Source organism: Vibrio ezurae NBRC 102218 (assembly GCF_000467185.1).
Taxonomy (GTDB): domain Bacteria; phylum Pseudomonadota; class Gammaproteobacteria; order Enterobacterales; family Vibrionaceae; genus Vibrio; species Vibrio ezurae.
On record NZ_BATM01000005.1, the window covers coordinates 182,007 to 204,179 of the forward strand.

A 22,173-nucleotide genomic window follows, 5' to 3' on the forward strand; every position below is an offset into this window, starting at 1 on the left:
GACCTTTTTCGTCACTTTTCAGCATACTGTAATAGGAAATATAGTGACTATACATCATCAAACAGACACAGTTATCGAGCTAAAAGATGTTCGCTTCTCATGGCCAGGAAATACTACGCCTACGCTAGAACTACCCGCACTAACGGTCAAACAAGGCGAGCACGTATTTATCAAAGGGCCAAGTGGTTGCGGTAAATCAACACTTCTCAGTTTACTTACCGGCATCACCACCAGCGACAGCGGCTTTCTCAAAGTGTTAGATACGGAATTGTCCCCTCTTTCTCAAACTCAAAGAGATCGCTTTCGTGCTGATAACATAGGTTATATTTTTCAACAATTTAACTTACTTCCCTATTTATCTGTTATTGATAATGTCATTCTTCCTTGTCAGTTTTCCAAACAAAGAAAACACGGCGTAGACGGCGATCTAAAGCAACAAGCTCGCCAACTATTACAGCGCCTTCATCTAGCAGAGGAACTGCTGGAGAAACCTGTCGTTGAACTCAGTATCGGTCAGCAACAACGAGTGGCTGCTGCACGGGCACTAATCGGAAAGCCACGCTTGATTATTGCCGATGAACCCACCTCCTCATTAGACTTTGCTAACCGTACTGCGTTTCTAGAGCTATTAATGGAGCAAGCAGAGGAAGCAAACTCTACCTTGGTCTTTGTTAGTCATGATCCAACTCTTGAAGCGCTGTTTAACACTCGCCTCAATTTGCAAGATCTCAATCAAGTAAAAACCGAGGTATTAAGCAAATGAACACCACTGCACATTTAGCGTGGAAGAGCCTATCTAATAGAAAAACCACCGCTCTTCTCACTATTTTAACGGTTGCGATCTCTGTCATCTTACTGCTTGGGGTGGAACGCATTCGTACCGAGGCAAAAAACAGCTTTGCCAATACCATTTCGGGTACTGACTTAATTGTCGGAGCACGTTCGGGGCAAGTAAACCTACTTTTATATTCGGTTTTTCGTATTGGTAATGCGACCAATAATATCGACTGGAAAAGCTTTGAAGAGTTTAGCCAGAGCCCTGTAGTCGACTGGGCTATTCCAATTTCTCTTGGGGATTCTCACAAGGGCTTTCGAGTCATGGGCACAACCCAAGCCTATTTCGACCATTTTAAATACGGAAAAAAACAACACCTTAAATTAACTGAAGGTAAGCCTTTTAATGGTTTGTTTGAAACTGTCATTGGATCGGAAGTGGCTGAAACTCTGGGCTACAAAATCGGTACAGAGATCATTATTGCGCACGGTATCTCTGATGTAGGTTTTGCTCGGCATGAGCACCTTCCTTTTAAGGTGGTTGGGATCTTAGCCCCAACAGGGACTCCTGTAGATAAAACCGTTCATGTTTCACTCAATGCGATTGAAGCTATTCACGTCGGATGGGAATCAGGAGCCAATTTAGGCGGCAATCCCGGAGCTGAAGCATTGAAAAAGATGAACTTCCATCCGAAGCAAATCACCGCCTTTATGCTGGGCTTAAAATCAAAAATACAAACGTTTGCATTACAACGACAGATCAATACCTACAACAAAGAGCCTTTAAGCGCAATTCTTCCGGGAATTGCACTGCATGAACTATGGGGAATGATGTCCATAGCTGAACAAGCGTTATTGGTTGTATCTGGATTTGTGGTTATATCGGGTTTGCTAGGGATGCTAAGTAGCCTACTGACCAGCCTGCAAGAACGCCGCAGAGAAATGGCTATATTGCGTGCTATGGGTGCCCGCCCTCGACATATTTTTGCGTTATTGATCAGTGAAGCAACAGCGCTAACCCTCGCAGGAATTGCAACCGGTGTTGCAGGTCTATATGCTATGTTGTTTATAATGAAACCCGTCATTCTAAAACTCTATGGCATCAGTATTGAACTGAGTATGTTGACTCCACACGAATGGACTCTCATTGGTTTAGTGCTTGGCGCTGGCGTTATTATTGGCTTCATTCCAGCCTTTAGAGCATATCGTCAATCACTGGCTGATGGCATGACTATTCGAATTTAAGAGACAAACAATGAAAAAGCTCACGCAATGTTTTTTTATGCTGATATTGACCCTATCAGCACCGTTCACCCATGCGGAACCGCTTGATTTAAATTGGATTGATCTCGTTCCCGAAAGTGAACGCGCCCAATTTGATCAACAGCAAATGCCCATCCCAGCCTCACACGATGGAGGCGCTGCGCCGCAAATCAAAATAGGCTCAGTACGTACGGAGCTTGATGGCAGTCAGGTGAAAATACCGGGCTTTGTCATTCCTTTGGAGGGTGATGCGAATAATGTGACTGAGTTTTTGTTAGTCCCGTATTTTGGCGCCTGTATCCATGTGCCGCCGCCGCCGCCAAACCAGATTATTTATGTAAAATTCCCGAGTGGAGCACCTGTACAAGAACTATGGGATGTGGTGTATGTGGTGGGAGAGCTAAAAGCTCAAACCGTTGAGCACGAGTTGGCAGAAACTGGCTACCTACTCAATGGGACCTCGCTAGAACCGTATGATGATTATTAAATTATCAGCATAGTGATTGATTAGCCATGTATAGCATTGCTATGCATGGCGCTATTGCCTTTATTGCGCCATTCCTAAAACTCAGCAAACATACTTAATAAATTTATGCTGCGAATGACTCATCATTTATTGTCCGCTGAGCTTGGCTTGAGCATTCTTGGTTTCGGCTGTTTCTGTATCAAACCATGCCAATTTTTTCCCCAAAGCAACCACTTCTCCAACCACGATAAGCGCCGGTGAAGCCGCTTGCGTAGACAGTTCACTCAACTGCGACAAACGGCCATAGATCACTTTCTGCGAAGCCTGAGTACCGCGCTCAATAATTGCGATGGGGGTATCTTCAGAACGACCGTATTGTGTAAGTTGCTGCTCTATGATGCTCGATTTCATTAACCCCATATAAATGACTAGGGTTTGATTTTTGCGAGCTAAGGTAGACCAGTCCACCGTCGAATCTTCATCCTTCAAGTGTCCAGTTACAAACATAGCCGTCTGTGCATAATCTCGGTGAGTAAGAGGAATACCCGCATAAGCGGTTGCGCCAGATGCGGCAGTAATCCCGGGGATCACCTGAAAGCCAATGCCATTGTCCACCAACACCTCTAGCTCTTCCGCACCTCGACCAAAGACGAAAGGATCGCCTCCTTTAATTCTGGCGACTCGATAACCTTGCTTGGCAAAATCCACGAGCAGTTGATTGGTTTTATGTTGCGGAACACTATGCGCACCCGCCCTTTTACCCACACACACTAGAATCGCATCACTCGACACCAGTGACAGTATTTCATCAGAGACCAGATAATCATAAAGGATGACTTCTGCTTGCCTTAGCATATTCAATGCTTTGATAGTCAAAAGCTCAGGGTCGCCCGGGCCTGCGCCAACCAGCGCCACTTCTCCGGGTTTCAGTGCAGTATAAGGCAGCTTCGAATCAATCGCTGAGCGAGGGCCAATAGGAACAACCGTGTCTGGCATAATCACATCCTTGTCGTAAGAGTGAAATGATTATGCCGTCTACAGTTTATAACTGGAAATTCTATATTTGTATCTGTTATTACTTAATCGACTTAAAACCTAAAATGCTTAGGTAGGAAAATGCTGGAGAACGAGACAGGTTTTTTCGATAAGTCGTTATTCCACAATCCAATATTCTAATGCAATTATCGAGTATTTTAACACGCTAGAATGAACGGTTATTTAGTAGGGTGGGTATAAATACACATAAACCAAGTTGTGATAATCTACGACTCCTAATCAACACGTAATAGGTACCCCCGCTCATGCTCAATTGGCAACTGCTCTCATTTGATGAAATCAACAATCACCTTCTCTATCAAATGCTCAAACTGCGAGTGGATGTCTTCGTTGTTGAGCAGGAGTGCGCGTATCCAGAATTAGATGACAAAGATCATGCACCAGAGGTCAAGCACCTTGTCGCTTTACAAGACAATCATCTCGTCGCTCTGGCAAGATTACTTCCAGCCGGTCTTTCTTACCCCGCAGTCAGTATTGGGCGTGTCGTGGTGAGTCCTTCAGCAAGAAAGCTTAATATAGGACAGCAGTTAATGGAGAGAGCCGTTGCGGAATGTCAACGGCTATGGCCTGATCAAGCGATCGAAATTGGCGCGCAGGCTCACTTGCAAGCTTTCTATCAAAGGCATGGATTTGAAGCTTTCTCTGAGCCTTACCTAGAAGATGGAATTCCTCATATAGATATGCGTAAAGCCAACAAATAAGACGCTATTTACTGCGTCCAAAACCACCAGTAGAGAGACGGAAAAACATCACTGAATCGTTCGGTCTTTCTAGCTGTAAAATATCTAAGCGTCCTTGGGCATCACGCTTAAAACGTACTAATTGTCCTTGCTTGATTTGACTTAGCGGTTTATCAACCCCTTCAATTTTGGCGAGGGCATTTAAGTCTGTCATCGACAAGTTATTGGTACGAAATACATTCGCTAATGTGTCACCTGATTTTACTTTGTACTCAATCCACTGCTCATTCAGAGAGCCTTCACCGCCGGTATTTTCACCTGAGGTAATCGTAGTGCTGTTTGCCTGCTCGCTTAACCCACGGGTATTAATTGGCACAGAAACTCGCTGATTTTTCGGTGTATTGGCTTTTGTTTCTATTGAGATCTTAGGCACTGGTATCATAATCAGTATCAAGGTCACAGGTATGAGTATCATGAGTGCACGTCGATGCCACTTAGGGAACGACGTAATCCCTTGCTTAATTTTCGAAGGCAATGCCATCCACTCTATTTGATTCCACTTTTCAGTCAACATTTCTGTATGTGTCTTAGAGCGGGTACGTCGATTCATCCTATATCACTCCGACTTATCCATTTCTCTCAGGATATAAAAAAAACCACACAATGAACACTCCCTCTGTCTCAGTGAAAGATAATTAAACAAAATTAACGCTCAATTGACTTATCTAAGCTCAAAATCCATGCATGAATTTGATTTTTCCATATAATTTGACCGCTATCGGTTATCTAACCATAGCAACAATTTTCAACTTCAATCAGAACTGGTATGCTTGCGCCTTTATATCAAAAACTGAGAGAGACAACTATGTCTGAAGTTCAATTAGAAACTGTAGAGCAAAAAGCTAGCTACGGCATCGGTCTACAAATGGGTCAGCAACTGGCTGGCAGTGGTCTTGAAGGCCTAAACGTTGACGCAATCGCGGCAGGTATCGCAACAGCATTGACTGGCGGCATGCCAGCAATCGAAGTTGATGAAATCAACAACGCTCTTCAAGAACTTCACACTCGCGTAGAAGCGGCACGTGCTGAACAAGCTAAAGTAGCGGCAGCTGACGGCGAAGCATTCCTAGCGGACAACGCTCTTCGTTCAGAAGTAACGGTTCTTGAGTCTGGTCTTCAATATGAAGTACTAACAGAAGGTACTGGTGAAGTTCCTACAGCTGACGCACAAGTACGTGTTCACTACCACGGTGAGCTAACTGACGGCACTGTATTTGACAGCTCTGTATCTCGTGGCCAACCAGCTGAGTTCCCTGTAACTGGCGTTATCAAAGGTTGGGTTGAAGCACTGCAACTAATGCCTGTTGGTTCTAAGTGGAAACTATACATCCCACAAGATCTTGCATACGGTGAGCGTGGCGCAGGTGCTGCAATCCCTCCGTTCGCAGCTCTAGTATTTGAAGTAGAACTACTGGATATCCTGTAATTCCTTCATGCTAATTGTTTTAAAAGGCTTTTTCTTCGGGAAAAGCCTTTTTTTATATTGAACTAATATCCCAAAAATCCGCAATACTTACTCTTGCGAACAGCCAATAAAACGTGGCATCTTATTTCTAACCTCGCTCACAAGGATAGGAAAAACCAATGAAAGATGAAACGCTGGCAATACATCACGGCTACGAAACTGATCCAACAACAAAATCGTGTGCAACTCCGATCTACCAAACCGTCGCTTATGAATTTGACGACGCTCAACACGGTGCTGATCTGTTCGATTTAGCCGTACCAGGTAATATTTATACTCGTATCATGAACCCAACCAATGACGTGCTAGAAAAGCGTATGGCGGCTCTTGAAGGCGGTATTGCCGGTCTTGCTGTTAGTGCTGGCAGTTCTGCAATCCACTATGCAGTGCTTACCTTAGCGCAAGCAGGAGATAATATTGTCTCTACACCTCAACTGTATGGTGGCACATACACCTTATTTGCACATATGTTCCCAAGCTTAGGCATTCAAGTAAAATTTGCCGCCGACGATAAGCCTGAAACACTGGCCGCATTAATCGATGATAAAACCAAAGCCGTGTACTGTGAATCAATTGGTAACCCAGCCGGTAATATTGTGGATATCGAAGGCATCGCTAAAGCTGCACACGCCCAAGGTGTACCAGTCATTGTTGATAACACCGTTGCCACACCTGCGGTATGTAAACCTATCCAATATGGCGCGGACATAGTGGTCCATTCACTGACTAAGTATGTGGGCGGACATGGTACAACATTAGGTGGCATGATCATTGACTCAGGTAAATTCCCTTGGGCTGAGCACAAAGAGCGCTTCGCGGTATTAAATCAGCCAGAACCTTCCTACCATGGCGTTGTATACGCTGAAGCATTTGGTGAAGCCGCTTTTATTGGCCGTGCTCGTACCGTCCCTCTGCGTAATACAGGTTCAGCGCTGTCACCAATGAATGCCTTTATGCTAATGCAAGGACTAGAGACCCTGTCATTGCGTATGGAGCGCCACTGTGAGAATGCGATTAAGGTTGCGAACTACTTACAAAACCATCCAAAAGTAAGCTGGGTAAGCTATGCCGGTCTTGCGGACTCACCTTTCTACGAACTTGCGCAAAAATACATGCAAGGTAAGCCGTCGAGTATTCTCTCTTTTGGCTTAAAAGATGGCTATGAAGCTGGTGTTAAGTTCTATGATTCTCTACAAATATTCAAACGCTTAGTGAACATTGGCGATGCAAAATCCCTCGCTTGTCACCCAGCTTCAACAACCCATCGTCAGCTCACGGAGCTTGAACAAAAAAATGCGGGTGTTGCACCAGAAATGATCCGCTTGTCAGTCGGTATCGAGCATATTGACGATATCATTGCCGATCTTGAACAAGCGCTAAATCAATAACAACTCACTCAAGTTAACCGATCATCAAACGGCGCTTAGGCGCCGTTTTTTATTGTCAGCGTAAAACAGGCAAACCTGTCAATCCTTACCTAGACTTATACCAATATGAAGATATTTACATTAAGAGGAATAGGGAATGAAGGGAATAGCGGTATCAACCTTGATCGGAGCATTGGTGCTAAGTACACCAAGTTATGCATTCTTTGGTTTTGGCTCAGATGATGACGATGATAAATCAAGTGACCTGTCCGCGCTAACTGGAAAAGTGACTCAACAGCTCAACACAGCGCAAAGCACACCACTAACCGATCTATTAAGTAGCCAACTCGATGTTACGCCAACACAAGCGGCAGGGGGGGCGGGTGCACTATTATCATTAGCACAAACTCAACTATCTAGCGATAACGCAAGTGAACTCAGTTCGCTGATCCCAGGATTAGACAGTTTTACAGGATCAACAGGGTTAACCTCGATGATCACCAATATGGATTCGGTAAAAAGTACCTTTGAAAGCTTGGGGTTAGACCCTGCGTTAGTTTCACAATTTGCGCCGTTAATTCTACAGTATCTAGGCTCTGAAGGCGCAAGTAACGGCTTACTCGGATCTTTATCCAGCTTATGGGGCTAATAGCAATCGTACGAAATAACGGGTCATTCTAGCTTGTTAAAATACTCGATAACGACGTTAGAGTTTTTGATTGTGGGATAACTTATCGAAAAATACTGCCTTGTTCTCGAGCATTTTTCCTATGCTATTTCTGATGACTTACTGAGTGTGATTGGTATAACAAGATATTGCCACTAACAGAGAAGTTAGTTGGAATTAGTGATTGGAATATAGCAGAGACAAAAAAGCCGAGCATAAATGCTCGGCTTTTTAGTTCTAACTGAACTATTACTCAGCAGCTTCTTCAGCAACTGGACGATCTACAAGCTCAATGAATGCCATTGGTGCTTTATCGCCAGTACGGAAACCAGCTTTTAGGATACGAGTGTAACCGCCTTGACGGGCAGCAAAACGTGGACCTAGTTCGTTAAATAGTTTTGCCACAACTTCGTTATCACGAGTGCGAGCAAATGCAAGACGACGGTTAGCAACACTGTCAGTCTTAGCTAATGTAATCAAAGGCTCAACTACGCGACGTAGCTCTTTTGCTTTTGGCAATGTAGTCTTGATAACTTCATGACGTACAAGAGAGCTAGCCATATTGCTGAACATCGCTTTGCGATGTGAGCTGTTGCGGTTGAGTTGACGACCACTCTTACGATGGCGCATGACCTAATCCTTCTAACTAATATCGGTTAATCTTCAGCGATTGACGCTGGTGGCCAGTTTTCTAGACGCATGCCTAGAGACAAGCCGCGAGAAGCAAGCACGTCCTTAATCTCAGTAAGTGATTTCTTACCAAGGTTAGGGGTTTTAAGAAGCTCTACTTCAGTACGCTGAACAAGATCACCGATGTAGTGAATCGCTTCTGCTTTTAGACAGTTTGCAGAGCGAACTGTTAGCTCAAGATCGTCTACAGGACGAAGTAGGATAGGATCGAACTCCGGCTTCTCTTCGATTGGTTCTTGAACACGTACATCACGAAGATCTACGAAAGCATCCAATTGTTCAGCAAGTATAGTTGCTGCACGACGGATTGCTTCTTCTGGCTCAAGAGTGCCATTCGTTTCCATATCGATAACAAGCTTATCCAAGTCAGTACGTTGTTCTACACGTGCCGCTTCTACAGCGTAGGCAATTTTGTCTACTGGGCTGTAAGTTGCGTCAACAAGTAGACGACCGATTGGGCGCTCATCTTCTTCAGTATGGATGCGAGATGAAGCTGGAACATAACCACGACCACGTTCAACTTTGATACGCATAGCGATATCAGCGTTGTCATCAGTTAGATGACAAATAACGTGCTCTGGGTTAGCGATCTCTACATCACCATCATGGGTGATGTCACCTGCAACCACAGGGCCTGAGCCTGATTTGTTCAGTGTAATAAACACTTCATCTTTGCCTTCCGCTACGCGTACAGCTAAACCTTTAAGGTTCAGTAGGATTTCAAGAATGTCTTCTTGAACGCCTTCTTTAGTGCTGTATTCGTGTAGCACACCTTCAATCTCAACTTCTGTTACGGCACAACCCGGCATAGAAGATAAAAGAATACGGCGAAGTGCATTACCAAGAGTATGGCCAAAACCACGCTCTAATGGCTCAAGAGTTACTTTTGCGTGTGTCGTATTGATCTGTTCGATATCAACAAGACGTGGCTTAAGAAATTCTGTTACAGAACCCTGCATTGTGTCCTCTCTTTAGTTTAAACCTTACTTAGAGTAAAGTTCGACGATCAGGTGTTCGTTGATGTCAGCAGACAGATCTGAACGTTCTGGTAAACGTTTGAATGTGCCTTCCATTTTGCTGCCATCTACTTCAATCCAAATTGACTTTTCACGTTGTTCAGCAACTTCTAGAGCCGCTTTAATGCGAGATTGCGTTTTAGCTTTCTCACGGATTGAAACAACGTCATTTGCCGCTACTTTGAATGAAGGAACGTTAACAACTTTACCGTTAACTAGGATAGCTTTGTGGCTAACTAGTTGACGTGCTTCTGCGCGAGTTGCGCCAAAGCCCATGCGGTAAACTACGTTATCTAGACGACCTTCTAGAAGCTGAAGCAGGTTTTCACCTGTGTTGCCTTTAAGGCGTGCAGCTTCTTTGTAGTAGTTACGGAATTGTTTTTCTAAAACGCCGTAGATACGACGAACTTTTTGCTTCTCACGAAGCTGAACGCCATACTCAGATAGACGACCGCGACGAGCGCCGTGTACACCTGGTGCGTTATCAATTTTACACTTGGTATCGATCGCGCGGACACCAGACTTAAGGAATAAGTCAGTACCTTCACGACGGCTAAGCTTCAGCTTAGGACCCAAATATCTAGCCATGTTCTTTCTCCAATATTCCTAGAAACGAAACTTAAACGCGACGTTTCTTAGGTGGACGACAACCGTTATGAGGGATCGGAGTTGCATCAACGATGTTAGTGATGCGGTATCCAGCAGCGTTTAATGCACGGATAGTTGACTCACGACCTGGACCTGGGCCCTTAACCATAACTTCCAAGTTCTTTAGGCCATATTCTTTAGCCATTTCGCCAGCGCGCTCTGCTGCAACCTGAGCTGCGAACGGAGTTGACTTACGAGAACCACGGAAACCTGAACCACCTGCAGTAGCCCAAGCTAGTGCGTTACCTTGACGGTCAGTGATGGTCACGATTGTGTTGTTGAAAGAAGCATGAATGTGCGCTACGCCATCAGCTACTTGCTTGCGAACGCGTTTACGTGCGCGAGTTGGTTGTTTTGCCATTGTACTCTACCCTTCCGACTATTTCTTGATCGGCTTACGCGGACCCTTACGGGTGCGAGCGTTGGTTTTAGTACGCTGTCCACGTAGTGGTAGACTGCGACGATGACGAAGACCGCGGTAACAGCCAAGGTCCATAAGACGCTTGATGTTCATCGATACTTCACGGCGTAGATCACCTTCTACAGTGTATTTAGCTACACCATCACGCAGTTGATTGATCTGATCTTCAGTTAGTTCACTGATCTTAACATTTTCAGCAATACCCACTTCAGCTAAAATAGCTTGAGAACGAGTCTTACCGATGCCGAAGATTGCAGTTAATGCAATCACAGCATGCTTATGATCAGGAATGTTAATGCCTGCTATACGGGCCACTATTCACTCCTAGTACTTATGTAAAGAATTATCCGCAGCAGAGCCCGTCTAGGATACGCTGCGGCATACTACTTCTTTTGCACGCAAAAGGTAGGCCGAGGAATATACTCGAACCTACCCAGTTTTTCAAGTAAAAACTTCTGCTAATTAGCCTTGGCGTTGTTTATGCTTTGGCTCACTGCAGATCACACGCACAACACCGTTGCGCTTGATGATCTTACAGTTACGGCAGATTTTTTTAACGGAAGCACGAACTTTCATTGCTAAACTCCGTAAATGAAATCTTAAAACTACAACCGAATTAACGGCCGTAACCCTTCAGATTTGCTTTCTTCAACACAGAATCATACTGTTGTGACATCAGATGAGTCTGTACCTGTGCCATGAAATCCATGATTACAACCACTACGATAAGTAGTGATGTACCGCCAAAGTAGAAACGTACGTTCCACATGACCATCATGAACTCGGGAATCAGACAGATAAAGGTAATATATAGAGCACCTGCAAGGGTTAGTCTAGTCATTACTTTATCAATGTATCTAGCTGTCTGCTCTCCTGGGCGGATGCCGGGTACGAAAGCACCAGACTTCTTCAAGTTATCTGCTGTCTCACGCGGGTTGAATACCAACGCCGTGTAGAAGAAACAGAAAAAGATAATCGCTGACGCATAAAGCATAACATAGAGCGGCTGACCCGGGCTCAGTGCTAGTGACACATCAGTTAACCAACCGAATGTCGCACTTTCGCCGTTCTGACCGAACCACTGTGCTAATGTTCCTGGGAACAAAATAATACTTGATGCGAAAATTTCAGGGATTACACCAGCCATGTTTATTTTCAATGGTAGGTGTGAACTCTGCGCTGCATATACCTTACGACCTTGTTGACGCTTGGCGTAGTTAACGACGATACGACGTTGACCACGTTCCATGAATACAACAAAGTAGATAACAGCAAATGCAATTACTGCGATTAACAGTAGAAGAAGCACGTGCAATTCACCTTGACGCGCCTGCTCAATTGTAGACCCGATTGCTTTAGGCAATCCTGCAACAATACCTGCAAAGATGATTAACGAAATACCGTTACCAATTCCGCGCTCTGTAATTTGTTCACCTAACCACATTAAGAACATGGTGCCGGTTACTAAACTTACGGTTGCAATCAGGGTGAACATGGTTTGGTTGATAACAACCAGATTGTCGACCATATTCGGTAAGCCTGTTGCTATACCTATAGCTTGGAATGTTGCAAGTACGAGCGTGCCATAACGTGTGTACTGACTGATCTTACGACGGCCAGCTTCACCCTCTTTCTTTAGCTCAGCTAAAGCAGGGTGTACCACAGTTAGCAATTGGACCACAATCGATGCCGAAATATACGGCATGATACCAAGGGCCAAGATAGATGCACGCGAAAGTGCACCACCGGAGAACATGTTGAACATTTCAACGATGGTACCTTGTTGCTGGTCTAACAGTTGGGCAAGTACAGCCGCGTCAATACCAGGGATCGGCACAAAAGAACCCGCACGAAACACCAACAAGGCACCTATTACGAATAACAGGCGTGTTTTCAATTCCGATACGCCACTTTTTGCACTACTAAAATCTTGTCCTGGTTTTTTAGCCATCTGTACCTTTCCCTCGAAGATTATTCTTCGATTTTACCGCCGGCAGCTTCAATAGCAGCTTTAGCGCCTTTAGTTACGCGAAGACCTTTAACAGTCACAGCTTTGTTAATTTCACCAGAAAGAACAACTTTAACAAACTCGATGTTCTTAGTGATTACGTTAGCAGCTTTAAGGCTGTTTAGATCTACAACGTCACCAGTTACTTTCGCTAGCTCAGCTAGACGAACTTCAGCAGACACTAGGCTCTTACGAGAAGTGAAGCCGAACTTAGGTAGACGCTGTTTCAAAGGCATTTGACCGCCTTCAAAACCTGGACGAACACTGCCGCCAGAGCGTGACTTTTGACCTTTGTGGCCACGGCCACCTGTTTTACCAAGGCCAGAACCGATACCACGGCCTACGCGCTTCTTAGAAGGCTTAGAACCCGCAGCCGGTGATAGAGTATTCAAACGCATTCTGATTACTCCTCAACTTTAACCATGTAGTAAACCTTGTTGATCATGCCGCGAATTGCAGGCGTGTCTTCAAGTTCTACCGTATGGTTGATGCGACGAAGGCCTAGACCACGTAAGCACAATTTGTGCTTAGGTAGACGACCGATTGAGCTTTTAGTTTGAGTTACTTTGATAGTTGCCATGGTGCTTACTCCGAAATATTTTCAACAGTTAGACCACGTTTAGCTGCAATCATCTCTGGAGATTTCATGCCGCTTAAACCATCAATAGTCGCGCGAACTACGTTGATAGGGTTTGTTGAACCGTAAGCTTTCGCAAGTACGTTTCGAACACCTACAACTTCTAGTACTGCACGCATCGCACCGCCGGCGATGATACCAGTACCTTCCGCAGCTGGCTGCATGTATACTTTAGAGCCAGTGTGACGACCTTTCACCGCGTGGTGAAGAGTACCTTCATTAAGCGCGATCGTAACCATGTTACGACGAGCTTTTTCCATTGCTTTTTGAATCGCTGCAGGTACTTCACGAGCTTTGCCGTAACCGAAACCTATGCGACCGTTACCGTCACCAACTACTGTTAGTGCAGTAAAACTAAAGATTCGACCACCTTTAACCGTTTTAGCAACACGGTTAACGGCGATTAGTTTTTCCGCCAAATCTGAAGCTTGTTGTTGTTCTTTAGCCATCGATCAACCCTACCTTAGAATTTCAGACCAGCTTCGCGAGCAGAATCTGCTAGCGCCGCTACTCGACCGTGGTATTGGAAACCAGAACGATCGAAAGCAACATTTGAAATGCCTTTTTCGATAGCGCGCTCAGCAATAGCTTTACCTACAGCTTTAGCAGCGTCTACGTTACCAGTGTTCTTAACTTGCTCACGGATCGCTTTTTCTACAGTAGAAGCAGCTGCGATAACCTCAGAGCCGTTTGGTGCAATAACCTGTGCATACACATGACGAGGAGTACGGTGTACTACTAGACGGTTCACACGAAGTTCAGCAATCTTACGACGTGCACGTGTAGCACGACGGATGCGAGATGCTTTCTTATCCATAGTGTTACCTTACTTCTTCTTAGCTTCTTTGGTACGCACATATTCATCTGCGTAACGAACACCTTTACCTTTATAAGGCTCAGGCTCACGGTAAGAACGAATGTTAGCCGCTGTTTGACCAACTAGTTGCTTATCAGCACCAGTTAGAACAATTTCAGTTTGGCTAGGACATTCGGCTTTAATACCCGCTGGCACTTCGTGCTCAACTGGGTGAGAGAAACCTAGAGTCAAGCTTACTGCGTTGCCTTTGATAGCAGCACGGTAACCAACACCCTTAAGGATAAGTTTCTTAGTAAAGCCTTCAGTAACACCAACAACCATGTTGTTTACAAGTGCACGCGCAGTACCAGCTTGTGCCCAAGCACCAGCTACACCTTCACGTGGACCGAAAGTTAGGTTGTTTTCTTCCTGAGAAATTACTGCTGCGTTGTTGAAAACGCGAGAAAGTTCACCCTTAGGGCCTTTCACTGTAATTTCTTGACCATTAATCTTCACCTCTACTCCAGCTGGAATAGCGACAGGTGCTTTAGCAACACGAGACATATTCTACTCCTTAAGCTACGTAGCAGATGATCTCACCACCAAGACCCGCTTTGCGAGCGGCGCGGTCAGACATAAGACCTTTGGAAGTGGACACTACAGCAATACCCAAACCACCCATCACTGAAGGAAGGCTGTCTTTATTTTTATAGACGCGCAGACCTGGACGAGAAACACGTTGGATTTGCTCGATTACTGGTTTTGCTTGGAAGTACTTAAGAGTAACTTCTAGCTCTGGTTTTGCTCCGCTTTCAACAGCGAAGTCTGTGATGTAACCTTCGTTTTTTAGCAAAGTAGCGATTGCAACTTTAAGCTTTGAAGAAGGCATTTTTACAGCAACTTTATTTGCTGACTGACCGTTACGAATGCGGGTCAGCATATCCGAAATCGGATCTTGCATGCTCATACGATTTACTCCAAATGATTAAGTGGCAATTACCAGCTAGCCTTACGAAGACCCGGAATCTCGCCTTTCATGCAAGCTTCACGAACCTTAATACGGCTAAGACCGAACTTACGTAGGTAACCGTGTGGACGACCAGTTTGGTTGCAACGGTTACGCTGACGTGATGCACTTGAATCACGTGGTAGAGATTGTAGTTTAAGAACTGCATCCCAACGCTCTTCTTCAGATGCGTTAACATCACTGATAGTGATTTTAAGCGCACGACGCTTTTCAGCGAATTTTGCTACTAGCTTAGCACGTTTAGTTTCGCGTGCTTTCATAGATTGTTTAGCCATAACAGTAACCCTTCACCTTACTTACGGAATGGGAAGTTAAAGGCAGCCAGCAGAGCTCGGCCTTCCTCATCGGTGCTCGCAGAAGTCGTGATAGTAATATCAAGACCACGAACGCGATCAACTTTATCAAAGTCGATTTCCGGGAAGATGATTTGCTCGCGAACGCCCATGCTGTAGTTACCGCGTCCGTCAAAAGACTTAGCGCTAACACCACGGAAGTCACGTACACGTGGTAGAGCGATGTTAATCAAACGCTCTAAGAAATCCCACATACGTTCGCCACGCAAGGTTACTTTACAACCGATTGGGTAGCCTTCGCGGATTTTAAAACCAGCAACAGATTTACGCGCTTTAGTGATAAGTGGCTTTTGACCAGAGATCGTTGCCATATCAGAAGCTGCGTTTTCTAGAAGCTTTTTATCGTTGATTGCTTCACCCACACCCATATTAAGGGTGATCTTTTCGATTCTAGGGACTTGCATGACGCTTGTGTAGCTGAACTCTTTGGTAAGTTCAGCGACTACAGACGACTTGTAGTAATCATGCAGTTTCGCCATAGTTCACTCCAAATTACTCTATTCTTAGTTAGAAACGGTTTCGCCGTTAGACTTGAAGAAGCGAACCTTCTTGCCATCTTCGAAACGGAAACCGATACGGTCTGCTTTACCTGTAGCTGCGTTGTAGACTGCAATGTTTGAAGCATCAATTGCTGCTTCTTGCTCTACGATACCACCTTGAACACCCATTGCCGGTACAGGCTTCTGATGTTTCTTAACAAGGTTGATACCTTCAACGATAACTTTACCAGTTGTCAGAACCTTAGTTACTTTACCTTTCTTGCCTTTATCTTTACCAGCAAGAACGATTACTTCGTCATCACGACGGATTTTAGCTGCCATTTTACTGCTCCTTATAGTACTTCTGGAGCCAGTGAAACAATTTTCATGAATTTCGCATTACGAAGTTCACGAGTCACTGGGCCAAAGATACGAGTGCCGACTGGTTGCTCAGTAGTGTCGTTCAACAATACACAAGCATTACGGTCGAAGCGAATGACAGAACCGTCTGGACGACGTACGCCTTTACGAGTGCGCACAACAACCGCCTTCAGTACATCACCTTTTTTTACTTTACCGCGAGGAATTGCTTCCTTAACAGTAACTTTGATGATATCACCGATATGTGCATAACGACGGTGTGAGCCACCCAGAACCTTAATACACATTACCTTGCGCGCGCCAGAGTTATCTGCAGCGTCAAGTGTACTTTGCATTTGGATCATTGTTAGTGCTCCGCTAAATATTAAAAACTAGACCCTCTCGGGTCGGGCTGCCTCTTTAAAGGGATGCGAATTGTAACACCCTTTTACCCAATTGGGTAGGCAAAAAATAAGCGGCTCCCAAAAAATCCTGGAAGCCGCTTTAAGTTGTTAAAAATTAAGGAAAATTAGATTTTCGCTTTTTTTACAACTTTTACCAAAGTCCAAGATTTAGTCTTAGACAGTGGACGACACTCTTGAATTTCAACTGTATCGCCTAGGCCACACTCGTTGTTTTCATCATGTGCGTGAATCTTAGTCGTGCGCTTTACGAACTTGCCGTAAATTGGGTGTTTAACCATGCGCTCGATAGCAACAACAATAGACTTATCGCCTTTGTCACTAACAACACGACCAAGTGAAGTACGAATTTTGTCGCTCATTATGCGCCTGCCTTCTCAGTCAAAATGGTTTTAACACGTGCGATATCACGACGTACAGCTTTAAGAGTATGTGTTTGCTGTAGTTGACCAGTCGCAGCTTGCATGCGCAAGTTGAACTGTTCACGTAGCAAATTCAATAGCTCAGCGTTAAGTTCTTCAACGCTCTTTTCACGTAGCTCTTGTGCTTTCATTACATCACCTGCTTAGTTACAAATGTTGTTTTGATAGGCAGTTTACGTGCCGCTAGGCGGAACGCTTCACGTGCCAACTCTTCAGGTACGCCATTCATTTCGTACATAACCTTGCCAGGTTGGATTTGTGCAACCCAGTACTCAACGTTACCTTTACCTTTACCTTGACGAACTTCAAGAGGTTTTTCAGTAATCGGTTTGTCTGGGAAGATACGAATCCAAATTTGACCTTGACGTTTAACATGACGTGTCATTGCACGACGTGCCGCTTCGATTTGACGAGCAGTAATACGTCCACGACCAACAGCTTTAAGACCGAATTCGCCGAAGCTTACTTCAGTACCTTTAGCTAGGCCACGGTTACGACCAGTCTGAACCTTACGGAACTTAGTACGTTTAGGTTGTAGCATCTGTCGACTCCTTACTTACGGCCTTTACGCTGCTTCTTAGGCTTGTCAGCCTTTGGCTCTACTGCATTAGCAGCTGGCATACCGCCTAGGATTTCACCTTTGAAGATCCAGACTTTAATGCCGATCACACCGTATTGAGTGTGAGCCGAAGAAGTTGCGTAATCGATGTCAGCACGAAGGGTATGTAGTGGCACACGGCCTTCACGGTACCATTCAGTACGCGCGATTTCAGCACCGCCTAGACGGCCGCTTACTTCTACTTTGATACCTTTAGCGCCAAGACGCATTGCGTTTTGTACCGCGCGCTTCATAGCACGACGGAACATAACACGACGCTCTAGCTGAGACGCGATGCTATCAGCCACTAATTGACCATCTAGCTCAGGCTTACGTACTTCAGCGATGTTAATTTGCGCTGGTACACCTGCGATTTTAGCTACAGCTGCGCGTAGCTTCTCAACGTCTTCACCTTTCTTACCGATAACAACGCCAGGACGAGCAGTGTGAATAGTCACACGGATGCTCTTAGCTGGACGTTCGATAACGATACGTGAAAGAGACGCTTTTGAAAGTTCCTTAGTAAGGAACTGACGTACCTTGAAGTCGCCGTCTAGGTTGTCAGCGAAATCTTTGGTATTAGCAAACCATGTAGCATTCCAAGGCTTAACGATGCCAAGACGAATACCATTAGGATGTACTTTCTGACCCATTGCTTATCTCCTAGTCTTAAGCGTCTGCAACAACAATTGTGATGTGGCAAGAACGCTTCAAGATACGGTCGGCACGGCCTTTAGCACGAGGCATAATACGCTTCATGATAGGACCTTCATCTACGAAGATTTTAGCGACATTTAGATCGTCGATATCTGCACCTTCGTTATGCTCAGCGTTCGCGATTGCTGATTCAAGAACTTTCTTAACTAGTACAGCAGCTTTTTTGTTGCTGAAAGTTAGGATTTCTAGTGCTTGATCAACATTCTTGCCACGGATTTGATCCGCTACAAGGCGCGCTTTCTGTGGAGAAATACGAGCAAAGTTATGTTTAGCTAAAGCTTCCATCATCTACTCCTTATTTCTTCTTAGCTTTCTTATCAGCAGCGTGGCCGCGATAAGTACGAGTTGGTGCGAATTCGCCCAGTTTGTGACCGATCATTTCTTCGGTTACGAATACTGGTACGTGCTGACGACCATTATGGACAGCGATGGTCAAACCAATCATTGTTGGGATGATCATTGAACGACGGGACCAAGTCTTAATAGGCTTTTTGTCTCCGCTTTCCACCGCTTTCTCTACCTTCTTCAGCAAGTGCAGGTCAATAAAAGGACCTTTCTTGAGAGAACGTGGCATGGCGATTCCTCTTTATAGATTACTTGTTACGACGACGTACGATGTACTTGTCAGTGCGCTTGTTCTTACGAGTCTTAAAGCCTTTAGTAGGCTGACCCCAAGGTGATACTGGGTGACGACCACCAGAAGTACGACCTTCACCACCACCGTGTGGGTGATCTACCGGGTTCATTACAACACCACGTACGGTTGGACGTACGCCGCGCCAGCGTGAAGCACCAGCTTTACCTAGTTCACGTAGCATGTGCTCAGAGTTACCAACTTCACCGATCGTAGCACGACCTTCAGAAAGTACTTTGCGCATCTCACCTGAACGTAGGCGTAGAGTTACATATGCACCATCGCGAGCGATGATTTGTGCGTATGCACCTGCAGAACGAGCAATTTGTGCACCTTTACCAGGCTTAAGTTCAACACAGTGTACTGTTGAACCTACTGGGATGTTGCGCATCGGCAGAGTGTTACCTGCTTTGATTGGCGCATCAACACCAGACTGGATTGAATCTCCAGCTGCAATGCCTTTTGGTGCGATAATGTAGCGACGCTCACCGTCTGCGTACAGAACTAGAGCAATGTTTGCGCTACGGTTTGGATCGTATTCTAGACGCTCAACTTTCGCTGGAATGCCATCTTTAGTACGTTTGAAGTCAACTACACGGTAATGATGTTTGTGACCACCACCGATGTGACGTACTGTGATACGACCGTTGTTGTTACGACCACCGTTCTTAGAGTTTTTCTCTAGAAGTGGAGCGTATGGCTTACCCTTGTGTAGGTCAGCGTTAACAACTTTAACTACGTGACGACGACCAGGGGAAGTCGGCTTACATTTAACAATAGCCATTCTTAACTACTCCTGTTATTCCGCACCGCCAACGAAGTCAAGATCTTGACCTTCTTTCAAGGTAACGTAAGCTTTTTTCACGTCTGAACGACGGCCTTCACGCATACCTTGACGTTTGGTCTTACCCTTAAGAACAAGAGTATTTACAGACTTAACTTCAACTTCAAATAGCTTTTCTACAGCTGCTTTGATCTCTTTTTTAGTTGCATCTTTTGCTACTTTGAAAACGATAGTGTTCGCTTTCTCTGCAGCCATAGTTGCTTTTTCAGAGATATGTGGAGCACGTAGAACTTTTAGTAGACGCTCTTCAGTGATCATGCCAGCATCTCCTCAACTTGCTTCACTGCATCAGCAGTAATTAGAACCTTGTCGAACGCGATTAGAGAAACTGGGTCAATACCAGCTACGTCACGTGCGTCAACTTTATAAAGGTTACGAGCAGCTAAGAATAGATTCTCATCTACTTCACTAGTCACGATTAGAACGTCGTTAAGCTCAAGATCTTTAAGCTTAGCTACTAGCTCTTTTGTTTTTGGTGCTTCTACTGAGAAGTTATCAACAACGATTAAACGTTCTTGACGAACAAGCTCAGAAAGAATGCTTTTCATAGCACCGCGGTACATTTTTTTGTTTACTTTTTGGCTGTGATCTTGTGGTTTCGCAGCAAAAGTAACACCACCTGTACGCCAGATTGGGCTACGAATTGTACCAGCACGTGCACGGCCAGTACCTTTTTGACGCCATGGCTTAGCGCCACCGCCAGATACTTCAGAACGAGTCTTTTGAGCACGAGTACCTTGACGAGCACCTGCTGCATAAGCAACAACTACTTGGTGTACAAGAGCTTCGTTGAAGTCACGTCCGAAAGTAGTCTCGGAAACAGTTAGTGCATCAGCACCTTTAACCATCAATTCCATTACTTACTCCTAGACGTTATGCTTTAATAGCTGGTTTTACGATAACGTTGCCGCCGATTGAGCCTGGTACTGCACCTTTAATAAGAAGCAGATTGCGCTCAGCGTCAACACGTACGATCTCTAGGTTTTGAGTCGTTACACGCTCAGCACCCATGTGACCAGCCATTTTCTTGCCTTTAAATACGCGACCTGGAGTTTGACATTGGCCAATTGAACCTGGTGCGCGGTGAGACAAGGAGTTACCGTGAGTCATATCTTGAGTAGAGAAATTCCAACGCTTAACAGCGCCTTGGAAGCCTTTACCTTTAGAAGTACCAGTAACGTCTACTTTTTTTACTTCATTGAAAAGTTCTACGTTTAGCTCAGCGCCAACTTCAAACTCTTCACCGTTTTCTAAACGGAATTCCCAAAGACCGCGACCTGCTTCAACACCTGCTTTCGCAAAGTGACCAGCTTCGGCTTTATTAACGCGGTTAGCTTTCTTAGCACCAGCTGTAATCTGGATTGCAGAATAACCATCAGTATCAAGAGTACGAACTTGTGATACACGGTTGTTTTCTACTTCCACTACAGTTACTGGGATAGAAACGCCTTCTTCGGTAAATACGCGGGTCATACCCACTTTACGTCCGACTAGACCAATCATTCTTCTAATCTCCCTTAACCTAGGCTGATTTGAACATCAACACCAGCTGCAAGGTCTAGACGCATAAGAGCATCTACAGTCTTGTCAGTTGGTTCTACGATGTCGATCAAACGCTTGTGAGTACGAATTTCATACTGGTCACGCGCGTCTTTGTTAACGTGTGGAGAGATAAGAACAGTGAAACGTTCTTTACGAGTAGGTAGTGGAATAGGACCACGAACCTGCGCGCCGGTACGTTTTGCTGTTTCAACGATTTCCGCAGTTGAAGCATCGATTAGTTTATAATCGAAAGCTTTAAGGCGGATACGAATACGTTGGTTCTGCATGAGACAGAGCTCCAATTAATAATTAAATACACAAACAATATCGCCACTCACTCTTAAATTAATAAGGGAATGCCGATTGATTTATGTGAAACCGTAGCTTCCAAAATCAGGAAGCATTGTCAGCTAATTTTCGATTAACTTATAGCATAAAGCTAGTTTATTAATTGTATTAACCGCGAACATAAGCTGAGTATACGTTACCTAGGTTTCCCTAGCTCCTCAGTGCTCATTGGTTCACAACCGACTTAAGTCAGTGCGAAGGATTATACAGATCGTAGAGGGGGATGCAAGAGGTGAGTGAAAATTAATCGTAATTTACACAATATGAATAATAGTTCCCCTACCCCACACTTTTTTGCATAAAAAAAGGGAAGCCAAAGCTTCCCTTTAAATGCAGTTTCTTCTATGAAGAAGTGTGCAAGATTTTAACTAAATATTAGTCAAAGATCTTAGCAACAACACCAGCACCAACAG

The 22,173-nt window shown here is 44.8% G+C and carries 37 protein-coding genes; 7 read left to right on the top strand and 30 right to left on the bottom strand.

Annotation, left to right across the window (positions count from 1 at the left end):
- Positions 1-43 precede the first annotated feature (43 nt).
- From VEZ01S_RS02800 to VEZ01S_RS02810, 3 genes are read left to right on the top strand one after another with little or no spacing between them, the layout of a single operon-like run.
- Positions 44-763, top strand: a complete 720-nt coding sequence (locus VEZ01S_RS02800) for an ABC transporter ATP-binding protein (protein ID WP_021712495.1) — start codon at positions 44-46, stop codon at positions 761-763.
- Positions 760-2,019, top strand: a complete 1,260-nt coding sequence (locus tag VEZ01S_RS02805; RefSeq protein ID WP_021712496.1) for an ABC transporter permease — start codon at positions 760-762, stop codon at positions 2,017-2,019. The genes VEZ01S_RS02800 and VEZ01S_RS02805 overlap by 4 nt, the downstream gene beginning before the upstream one ends.
- A 10-nt stretch (positions 2,020-2,029) precedes the next feature.
- A complete protein-coding gene (locus VEZ01S_RS02810; protein ID WP_021712497.1) occupies positions 2,030-2,524 on the top strand; it encodes a DUF3299 domain-containing protein in 495 nt (164 codons plus the stop codon).
- Between the two features lie 126 nt (positions 2,525-2,650).
- On the opposite strand, the gene cobA is transcribed toward VEZ01S_RS02810, so the two are convergent.
- Complete coding sequence (gene cobA, locus VEZ01S_RS02815; protein WP_021712498.1) at positions 2,651-3,499, bottom strand: uroporphyrinogen-III C-methyltransferase; 849 nt, start codon at positions 3,497-3,499, stop codon at positions 2,651-2,653.
- 305 nt (positions 3,500-3,804) lie between these two features.
- Here cobA and VEZ01S_RS02820 point away from each other — a divergent pair, with 305 nt between their 5' ends.
- Positions 3,805-4,260 (top strand): GNAT family N-acetyltransferase, encoded by a 456-nt coding sequence (locus VEZ01S_RS02820; protein WP_021712499.1) that lies wholly within the window; start codon positions 3,805-3,807, stop codon positions 4,258-4,260.
- Between the two features lie 4 nt (positions 4,261-4,264).
- Here VEZ01S_RS02820 and VEZ01S_RS02825 read toward each other — a convergent pair whose 3' ends face one another.
- On the bottom strand, positions 4,265-4,849 hold the full coding sequence (locus VEZ01S_RS02825; protein WP_021712500.1) for a LysM-like peptidoglycan-binding domain-containing protein: 585 nt from the start codon (positions 4,847-4,849) through the stop codon (positions 4,265-4,267).
- A gap of 255 nt (positions 4,850-5,104) precedes the next feature.
- Between VEZ01S_RS02825 and bamJ the strand changes: the two genes are divergently transcribed.
- From bamJ to VEZ01S_RS02840, 3 genes are all read left to right on the top strand, one after another.
- Complete coding sequence (gene bamJ / locus VEZ01S_RS02830; protein ID WP_021712501.1) at positions 5,105-5,725, top strand: BamJ family beta-barrel-assembly machinery protein; 621 nt, start codon at positions 5,105-5,107, stop codon at positions 5,723-5,725.
- 158 nt (positions 5,726-5,883) lie between these two features.
- Positions 5,884-7,152 (top strand): O-acetylhomoserine aminocarboxypropyltransferase/cysteine synthase family protein, encoded by a 1,269-nt coding sequence (locus tag VEZ01S_RS02835; RefSeq protein WP_021712502.1) that lies wholly within the window; start codon positions 5,884-5,886, stop codon positions 7,150-7,152.
- A 136-nt stretch (positions 7,153-7,288) separates the two neighbouring features.
- The gene (locus VEZ01S_RS02840; RefSeq protein WP_021712503.1) at positions 7,289-7,780 is read left to right on the top strand and encodes a DUF2780 domain-containing protein; all 492 of its coding nucleotides are present in this window, start codon (positions 7,289-7,291) and stop codon (positions 7,778-7,780) included.
- A gap of 267 nt (positions 7,781-8,047) precedes the next feature.
- On the opposite strand, the gene rplQ is transcribed toward VEZ01S_RS02840, so the two are convergent.
- The 28 genes from rplQ to rpsJ form a co-directional block, all read right to left on the bottom strand.
- Complete coding sequence (rplQ, locus tag VEZ01S_RS02845; protein WP_021712504.1) at positions 8,048-8,428, bottom strand: 50S ribosomal protein L17; 381 nt, start codon at positions 8,426-8,428, stop codon at positions 8,048-8,050.
- Positions 8,429-8,454: 26 nt separating this feature from the next.
- Positions 8,455-9,447 carry a DNA-directed RNA polymerase subunit alpha gene (locus VEZ01S_RS02850; RefSeq protein WP_021712505.1) on the bottom strand — a complete coding sequence of 331 codons (993 nt, stop codon included), beginning with the start codon at positions 9,445-9,447 and terminating at the stop codon, positions 8,455-8,457.
- 24 nt (positions 9,448-9,471) lie between these two features.
- The gene (rpsD, locus tag VEZ01S_RS02855; protein ID WP_021712506.1) at positions 9,472-10,092 is read right to left on the bottom strand and encodes a 30S ribosomal protein S4; all 621 of its coding nucleotides are present in this window, start codon (positions 10,090-10,092) and stop codon (positions 9,472-9,474) included.
- 31 nt (positions 10,093-10,123) lie between these two features.
- Positions 10,124-10,513 (bottom strand): 30S ribosomal protein S11, encoded by a 390-nt coding sequence (gene rpsK, locus VEZ01S_RS02860; RefSeq protein ID WP_004398450.1) that lies wholly within the window; start codon positions 10,511-10,513, stop codon positions 10,124-10,126.
- An 18-nt stretch (positions 10,514-10,531) separates the two neighbouring features.
- Positions 10,532-10,888 (bottom strand): 30S ribosomal protein S13, encoded by a 357-nt coding sequence (rpsM, locus tag VEZ01S_RS02865; RefSeq protein ID WP_021712507.1) that lies wholly within the window; start codon positions 10,886-10,888, stop codon positions 10,532-10,534.
- Positions 10,889-11,035: 147 nt separating this feature from the next.
- Complete coding sequence (rpmJ, locus tag VEZ01S_RS02870) at positions 11,036-11,149, bottom strand: 50S ribosomal protein L36 (protein WP_039969906.1); 114 nt, start codon at positions 11,147-11,149, stop codon at positions 11,036-11,038.
- A gap of 40 nt (positions 11,150-11,189) precedes the next feature.
- On the bottom strand, positions 11,190-12,524 hold the full coding sequence (gene secY, locus VEZ01S_RS02875) for a preprotein translocase subunit SecY (protein WP_021712508.1): 1,335 nt from the start codon (positions 12,522-12,524) through the stop codon (positions 11,190-11,192).
- Positions 12,525-12,544: 20 nt separating this feature from the next.
- Positions 12,545-12,979, bottom strand: coding sequence for a 50S ribosomal protein L15 (gene rplO, locus VEZ01S_RS02880; RefSeq protein ID WP_021712509.1), 435 nt, complete (start codon positions 12,977-12,979; stop codon positions 12,545-12,547).
- Positions 12,980-12,984: 5 nt separating this feature from the next.
- Positions 12,985-13,161 carry a 50S ribosomal protein L30 gene (gene rpmD, locus VEZ01S_RS02885; protein ID WP_021712510.1) on the bottom strand — a complete coding sequence of 59 codons (177 nt, stop codon included), beginning with the start codon at positions 13,159-13,161 and terminating at the stop codon, positions 12,985-12,987.
- A gap of 5 nt (positions 13,162-13,166) precedes the next feature.
- Complete coding sequence (gene rpsE / locus VEZ01S_RS02890) at positions 13,167-13,667, bottom strand: 30S ribosomal protein S5 (protein WP_021712511.1); 501 nt, start codon at positions 13,665-13,667, stop codon at positions 13,167-13,169.
- 14 nt (positions 13,668-13,681) lie between these two features.
- Complete coding sequence (gene rplR, locus VEZ01S_RS02895) at positions 13,682-14,035, bottom strand: 50S ribosomal protein L18 (RefSeq protein ID WP_021712512.1); 354 nt, start codon at positions 14,033-14,035, stop codon at positions 13,682-13,684.
- A 9-nt stretch (positions 14,036-14,044) separates the two neighbouring features.
- A complete protein-coding gene (rplF, locus tag VEZ01S_RS02900) occupies positions 14,045-14,578 on the bottom strand; it encodes a 50S ribosomal protein L6 (protein ID WP_021712513.1) in 534 nt (177 codons plus the stop codon).
- 10 nt (positions 14,579-14,588) lie between these two features.
- The gene (gene rpsH, locus VEZ01S_RS02905; RefSeq protein ID WP_021712514.1) at positions 14,589-14,981 is read right to left on the bottom strand and encodes a 30S ribosomal protein S8; all 393 of its coding nucleotides are present in this window, start codon (positions 14,979-14,981) and stop codon (positions 14,589-14,591) included.
- Positions 14,982-15,010: 29 nt separating this feature from the next.
- A complete protein-coding gene (gene rpsN / locus VEZ01S_RS02910; RefSeq protein ID WP_017029090.1) occupies positions 15,011-15,316 on the bottom strand; it encodes a 30S ribosomal protein S14 in 306 nt (101 codons plus the stop codon).
- A 17-nt stretch (positions 15,317-15,333) separates the two neighbouring features.
- A complete protein-coding gene (rplE, locus tag VEZ01S_RS02915) occupies positions 15,334-15,873 on the bottom strand; it encodes a 50S ribosomal protein L5 (protein WP_021712515.1) in 540 nt (179 codons plus the stop codon).
- 24 nt (positions 15,874-15,897) lie between these two features.
- Positions 15,898-16,215 (bottom strand): 50S ribosomal protein L24, encoded by a 318-nt coding sequence (gene rplX / locus VEZ01S_RS02920; protein WP_021712516.1) that lies wholly within the window; start codon positions 16,213-16,215, stop codon positions 15,898-15,900.
- 11 nt (positions 16,216-16,226) lie between these two features.
- A complete protein-coding gene (gene rplN, locus VEZ01S_RS02925) occupies positions 16,227-16,598 on the bottom strand; it encodes a 50S ribosomal protein L14 (RefSeq protein WP_006075569.1) in 372 nt (123 codons plus the stop codon).
- A 164-nt stretch (positions 16,599-16,762) separates the two neighbouring features.
- Complete coding sequence (rpsQ, locus tag VEZ01S_RS02930) at positions 16,763-17,017, bottom strand: 30S ribosomal protein S17 (RefSeq protein WP_021712517.1); 255 nt, start codon at positions 17,015-17,017, stop codon at positions 16,763-16,765.
- Positions 17,017-17,208, bottom strand: a complete 192-nt coding sequence (gene rpmC / locus VEZ01S_RS02935; RefSeq protein WP_021712518.1) for a 50S ribosomal protein L29 — start codon at positions 17,206-17,208, stop codon at positions 17,017-17,019. Before rpmC ends, rpsQ begins: the two co-directional genes overlap by 1 nt.
- Complete coding sequence (gene rplP, locus VEZ01S_RS02940; protein WP_017029096.1) at positions 17,208-17,618, bottom strand: 50S ribosomal protein L16; 411 nt, start codon at positions 17,616-17,618, stop codon at positions 17,208-17,210. Before rplP ends, rpmC begins: the two co-directional genes overlap by 1 nt.
- 11 nt (positions 17,619-17,629) lie before the next feature.
- Entirely contained in the window at positions 17,630-18,328 is a 699-nt protein-coding gene (gene rpsC / locus VEZ01S_RS02945) for a 30S ribosomal protein S3 (protein ID WP_017029097.1), read from the bottom strand.
- A gap of 16 nt (positions 18,329-18,344) precedes the next feature.
- Entirely contained in the window at positions 18,345-18,677 is a 333-nt protein-coding gene (rplV, locus tag VEZ01S_RS02950) for a 50S ribosomal protein L22 (RefSeq protein ID WP_021712519.1), read from the bottom strand.
- Between the two features lie 10 nt (positions 18,678-18,687).
- The gene (gene rpsS, locus VEZ01S_RS02955) at positions 18,688-18,966 is read right to left on the bottom strand and encodes a 30S ribosomal protein S19 (RefSeq protein WP_004736729.1); all 279 of its coding nucleotides are present in this window, start codon (positions 18,964-18,966) and stop codon (positions 18,688-18,690) included.
- A gap of 19 nt (positions 18,967-18,985) precedes the next feature.
- On the bottom strand, positions 18,986-19,810 hold the full coding sequence (gene rplB / locus VEZ01S_RS02960; RefSeq protein ID WP_021712520.1) for a 50S ribosomal protein L2: 825 nt from the start codon (positions 19,808-19,810) through the stop codon (positions 18,986-18,988).
- A gap of 15 nt (positions 19,811-19,825) precedes the next feature.
- Positions 19,826-20,128 carry a 50S ribosomal protein L23 gene (gene rplW / locus VEZ01S_RS02965; protein WP_017029101.1) on the bottom strand — a complete coding sequence of 101 codons (303 nt, stop codon included), beginning with the start codon at positions 20,126-20,128 and terminating at the stop codon, positions 19,826-19,828.
- A complete protein-coding gene (gene rplD / locus VEZ01S_RS02970; protein ID WP_021712521.1) occupies positions 20,125-20,727 on the bottom strand; it encodes a 50S ribosomal protein L4 in 603 nt (200 codons plus the stop codon). Before rplD ends, rplW begins: the two co-directional genes overlap by 4 nt.
- 16 nt (positions 20,728-20,743) lie before the next feature.
- Positions 20,744-21,373 carry a 50S ribosomal protein L3 gene (gene rplC / locus VEZ01S_RS02975; protein ID WP_021712522.1) on the bottom strand — a complete coding sequence of 210 codons (630 nt, stop codon included), beginning with the start codon at positions 21,371-21,373 and terminating at the stop codon, positions 20,744-20,746.
- 14 nt (positions 21,374-21,387) lie between these two features.
- On the bottom strand, positions 21,388-21,699 hold the full coding sequence (rpsJ, locus tag VEZ01S_RS02980; protein ID WP_001181007.1) for a 30S ribosomal protein S10: 312 nt from the start codon (positions 21,697-21,699) through the stop codon (positions 21,388-21,390).
- Between the last annotated feature and the right edge of the window lie 474 nt (positions 21,700-22,173).

Coding starts and splice junctions, on each gene's coding strand:
- VEZ01S_RS02820 (WP_021712499.1), top strand. CDS start 3,805: ATGCTCAATTGGCAACTGCTCTCATTTGATGAAATCAACAATCACCTT.
- rplQ (WP_021712504.1), bottom strand. CDS start 8,428: ATGCGCCATCGTAAGAGTGGTCGTCAACTCAACCGCAACAGCTCACAT.
- rplP (WP_017029096.1), bottom strand. CDS start 17,618: ATGCTACAACCTAAACGTACTAAGTTCCGTAAGGTTCAGACTGGTCGT.
- VEZ01S_RS02805 (WP_021712496.1), top strand. CDS start 760: ATGAACACCACTGCACATTTAGCGTGGAAGAGCCTATCTAATAGAAAA.
- rpsD (WP_021712506.1), bottom strand. CDS start 10,092: ATGGCTAGATATTTGGGTCCTAAGCTGAAGCTTAGCCGTCGTGAAGGT.
- rpmJ (WP_039969906.1), bottom strand. CDS start 11,149: ATGAAAGTTCGTGCTTCCGTTAAAAAAATCTGCCGTAACTGTAAGATC.
- rplF (WP_021712513.1), bottom strand. CDS start 14,578: ATGTCTCGTGTTGCTAAAGCACCTGTCGCTATTCCAGCTGGAGTAGAG.
- rpsJ (WP_001181007.1), bottom strand. CDS start 21,699: ATGCAGAACCAACGTATTCGTATCCGCCTTAAAGCTTTCGATTATAAA.
- cobA (WP_021712498.1), bottom strand. CDS start 3,499: ATGCCAGACACGGTTGTTCCTATTGGCCCTCGCTCAGCGATTGATTCG.
- rplD (WP_021712521.1), bottom strand. CDS start 20,727: ATGGAATTGATGGTTAAAGGTGCTGATGCACTAACTGTTTCCGAGACT.
- rplR (WP_021712512.1), bottom strand. CDS start 14,035: ATGGATAAGAAAGCATCTCGCATCCGTCGTGCTACACGTGCACGTCGT.
- rplX (WP_021712516.1), bottom strand. CDS start 16,215: ATGGCAGCTAAAATCCGTCGTGATGACGAAGTAATCGTTCTTGCTGGT.
- rplE (WP_021712515.1), bottom strand. CDS start 15,873: ATGGCGAAACTGCATGATTACTACAAGTCGTCTGTAGTCGCTGAACTT.
- rplW (WP_017029101.1), bottom strand. CDS start 20,128: ATGATCACTGAAGAGCGTCTACTAAAAGTTCTACGTGCTCCACATATC.
- rpsH (WP_021712514.1), bottom strand. CDS start 14,981: ATGAGCATGCAAGATCCGATTTCGGATATGCTGACCCGCATTCGTAAC.
- rplV (WP_021712519.1), bottom strand. CDS start 18,677: ATGGAAGCTTTAGCTAAACATAACTTTGCTCGTATTTCTCCACAGAAA.
- VEZ01S_RS02840 (WP_021712503.1), top strand. CDS start 7,289: ATGAAGGGAATAGCGGTATCAACCTTGATCGGAGCATTGGTGCTAAGT.
- rpsK (WP_004398450.1), bottom strand. CDS start 10,513: ATGGCAAAACAACCAACTCGCGCACGTAAACGCGTTCGCAAGCAAGTA.
- bamJ (WP_021712501.1), top strand. CDS start 5,105: ATGTCTGAAGTTCAATTAGAAACTGTAGAGCAAAAAGCTAGCTACGGC.
- VEZ01S_RS02825 (WP_021712500.1), bottom strand. CDS start 4,849: ATGAATCGACGTACCCGCTCTAAGACACATACAGAAATGTTGACTGAA.
- rplC (WP_021712522.1), bottom strand. CDS start 21,373: ATGATTGGTCTAGTCGGACGTAAAGTGGGTATGACCCGCGTATTTACC.
- rpsQ (WP_021712517.1), bottom strand. CDS start 17,017: ATGAGCGACAAAATTCGTACTTCACTTGGTCGTGTTGTTAGTGACAAA.
- VEZ01S_RS02850 (WP_021712505.1), bottom strand. CDS start 9,447: ATGCAGGGTTCTGTAACAGAATTTCTTAAGCCACGTCTTGTTGATATC.
- rpsE (WP_021712511.1), bottom strand. CDS start 13,667: ATGGCTAAAGAACAACAACAAGCTTCAGATTTGGCGGAAAAACTAATC.
- rpsS (WP_004736729.1), bottom strand. CDS start 18,966: ATGCCACGTTCTCTCAAGAAAGGTCCTTTTATTGACCTGCACTTGCTG.
- rpsC (WP_017029097.1), bottom strand. CDS start 18,328: ATGGGTCAGAAAGTACATCCTAATGGTATTCGTCTTGGCATCGTTAAG.
- rplB (WP_021712520.1), bottom strand. CDS start 19,810: ATGGCTATTGTTAAATGTAAGCCGACTTCCCCTGGTCGTCGTCACGTA.
- rplO (WP_021712509.1), bottom strand. CDS start 12,979: ATGCGTTTGAATACTCTATCACCGGCTGCGGGTTCTAAGCCTTCTAAG.
- rpmD (WP_021712510.1), bottom strand. CDS start 13,161: ATGGCAACTATCAAAGTAACTCAAACTAAAAGCTCAATCGGTCGTCTA.
- secY (WP_021712508.1), bottom strand. CDS start 12,524: ATGGCTAAAAAACCAGGACAAGATTTTAGTAGTGCAAAAAGTGGCGTA.
- rpsN (WP_017029090.1), bottom strand. CDS start 15,316: ATGGCTAAACAATCTATGAAAGCACGCGAAACTAAACGTGCTAAGCTA.
- VEZ01S_RS02810 (WP_021712497.1), top strand. CDS start 2,030: ATGAAAAAGCTCACGCAATGTTTTTTTATGCTGATATTGACCCTATCA.
- VEZ01S_RS02835 (WP_021712502.1), top strand. CDS start 5,884: ATGAAAGATGAAACGCTGGCAATACATCACGGCTACGAAACTGATCCA.
- rplN (WP_006075569.1), bottom strand. CDS start 16,598: ATGATCCAAATGCAAAGTACACTTGACGCTGCAGATAACTCTGGCGCG.
- rpmC (WP_021712518.1), bottom strand. CDS start 17,208: ATGAAAGCACAAGAGCTACGTGAAAAGAGCGTTGAAGAACTTAACGCT.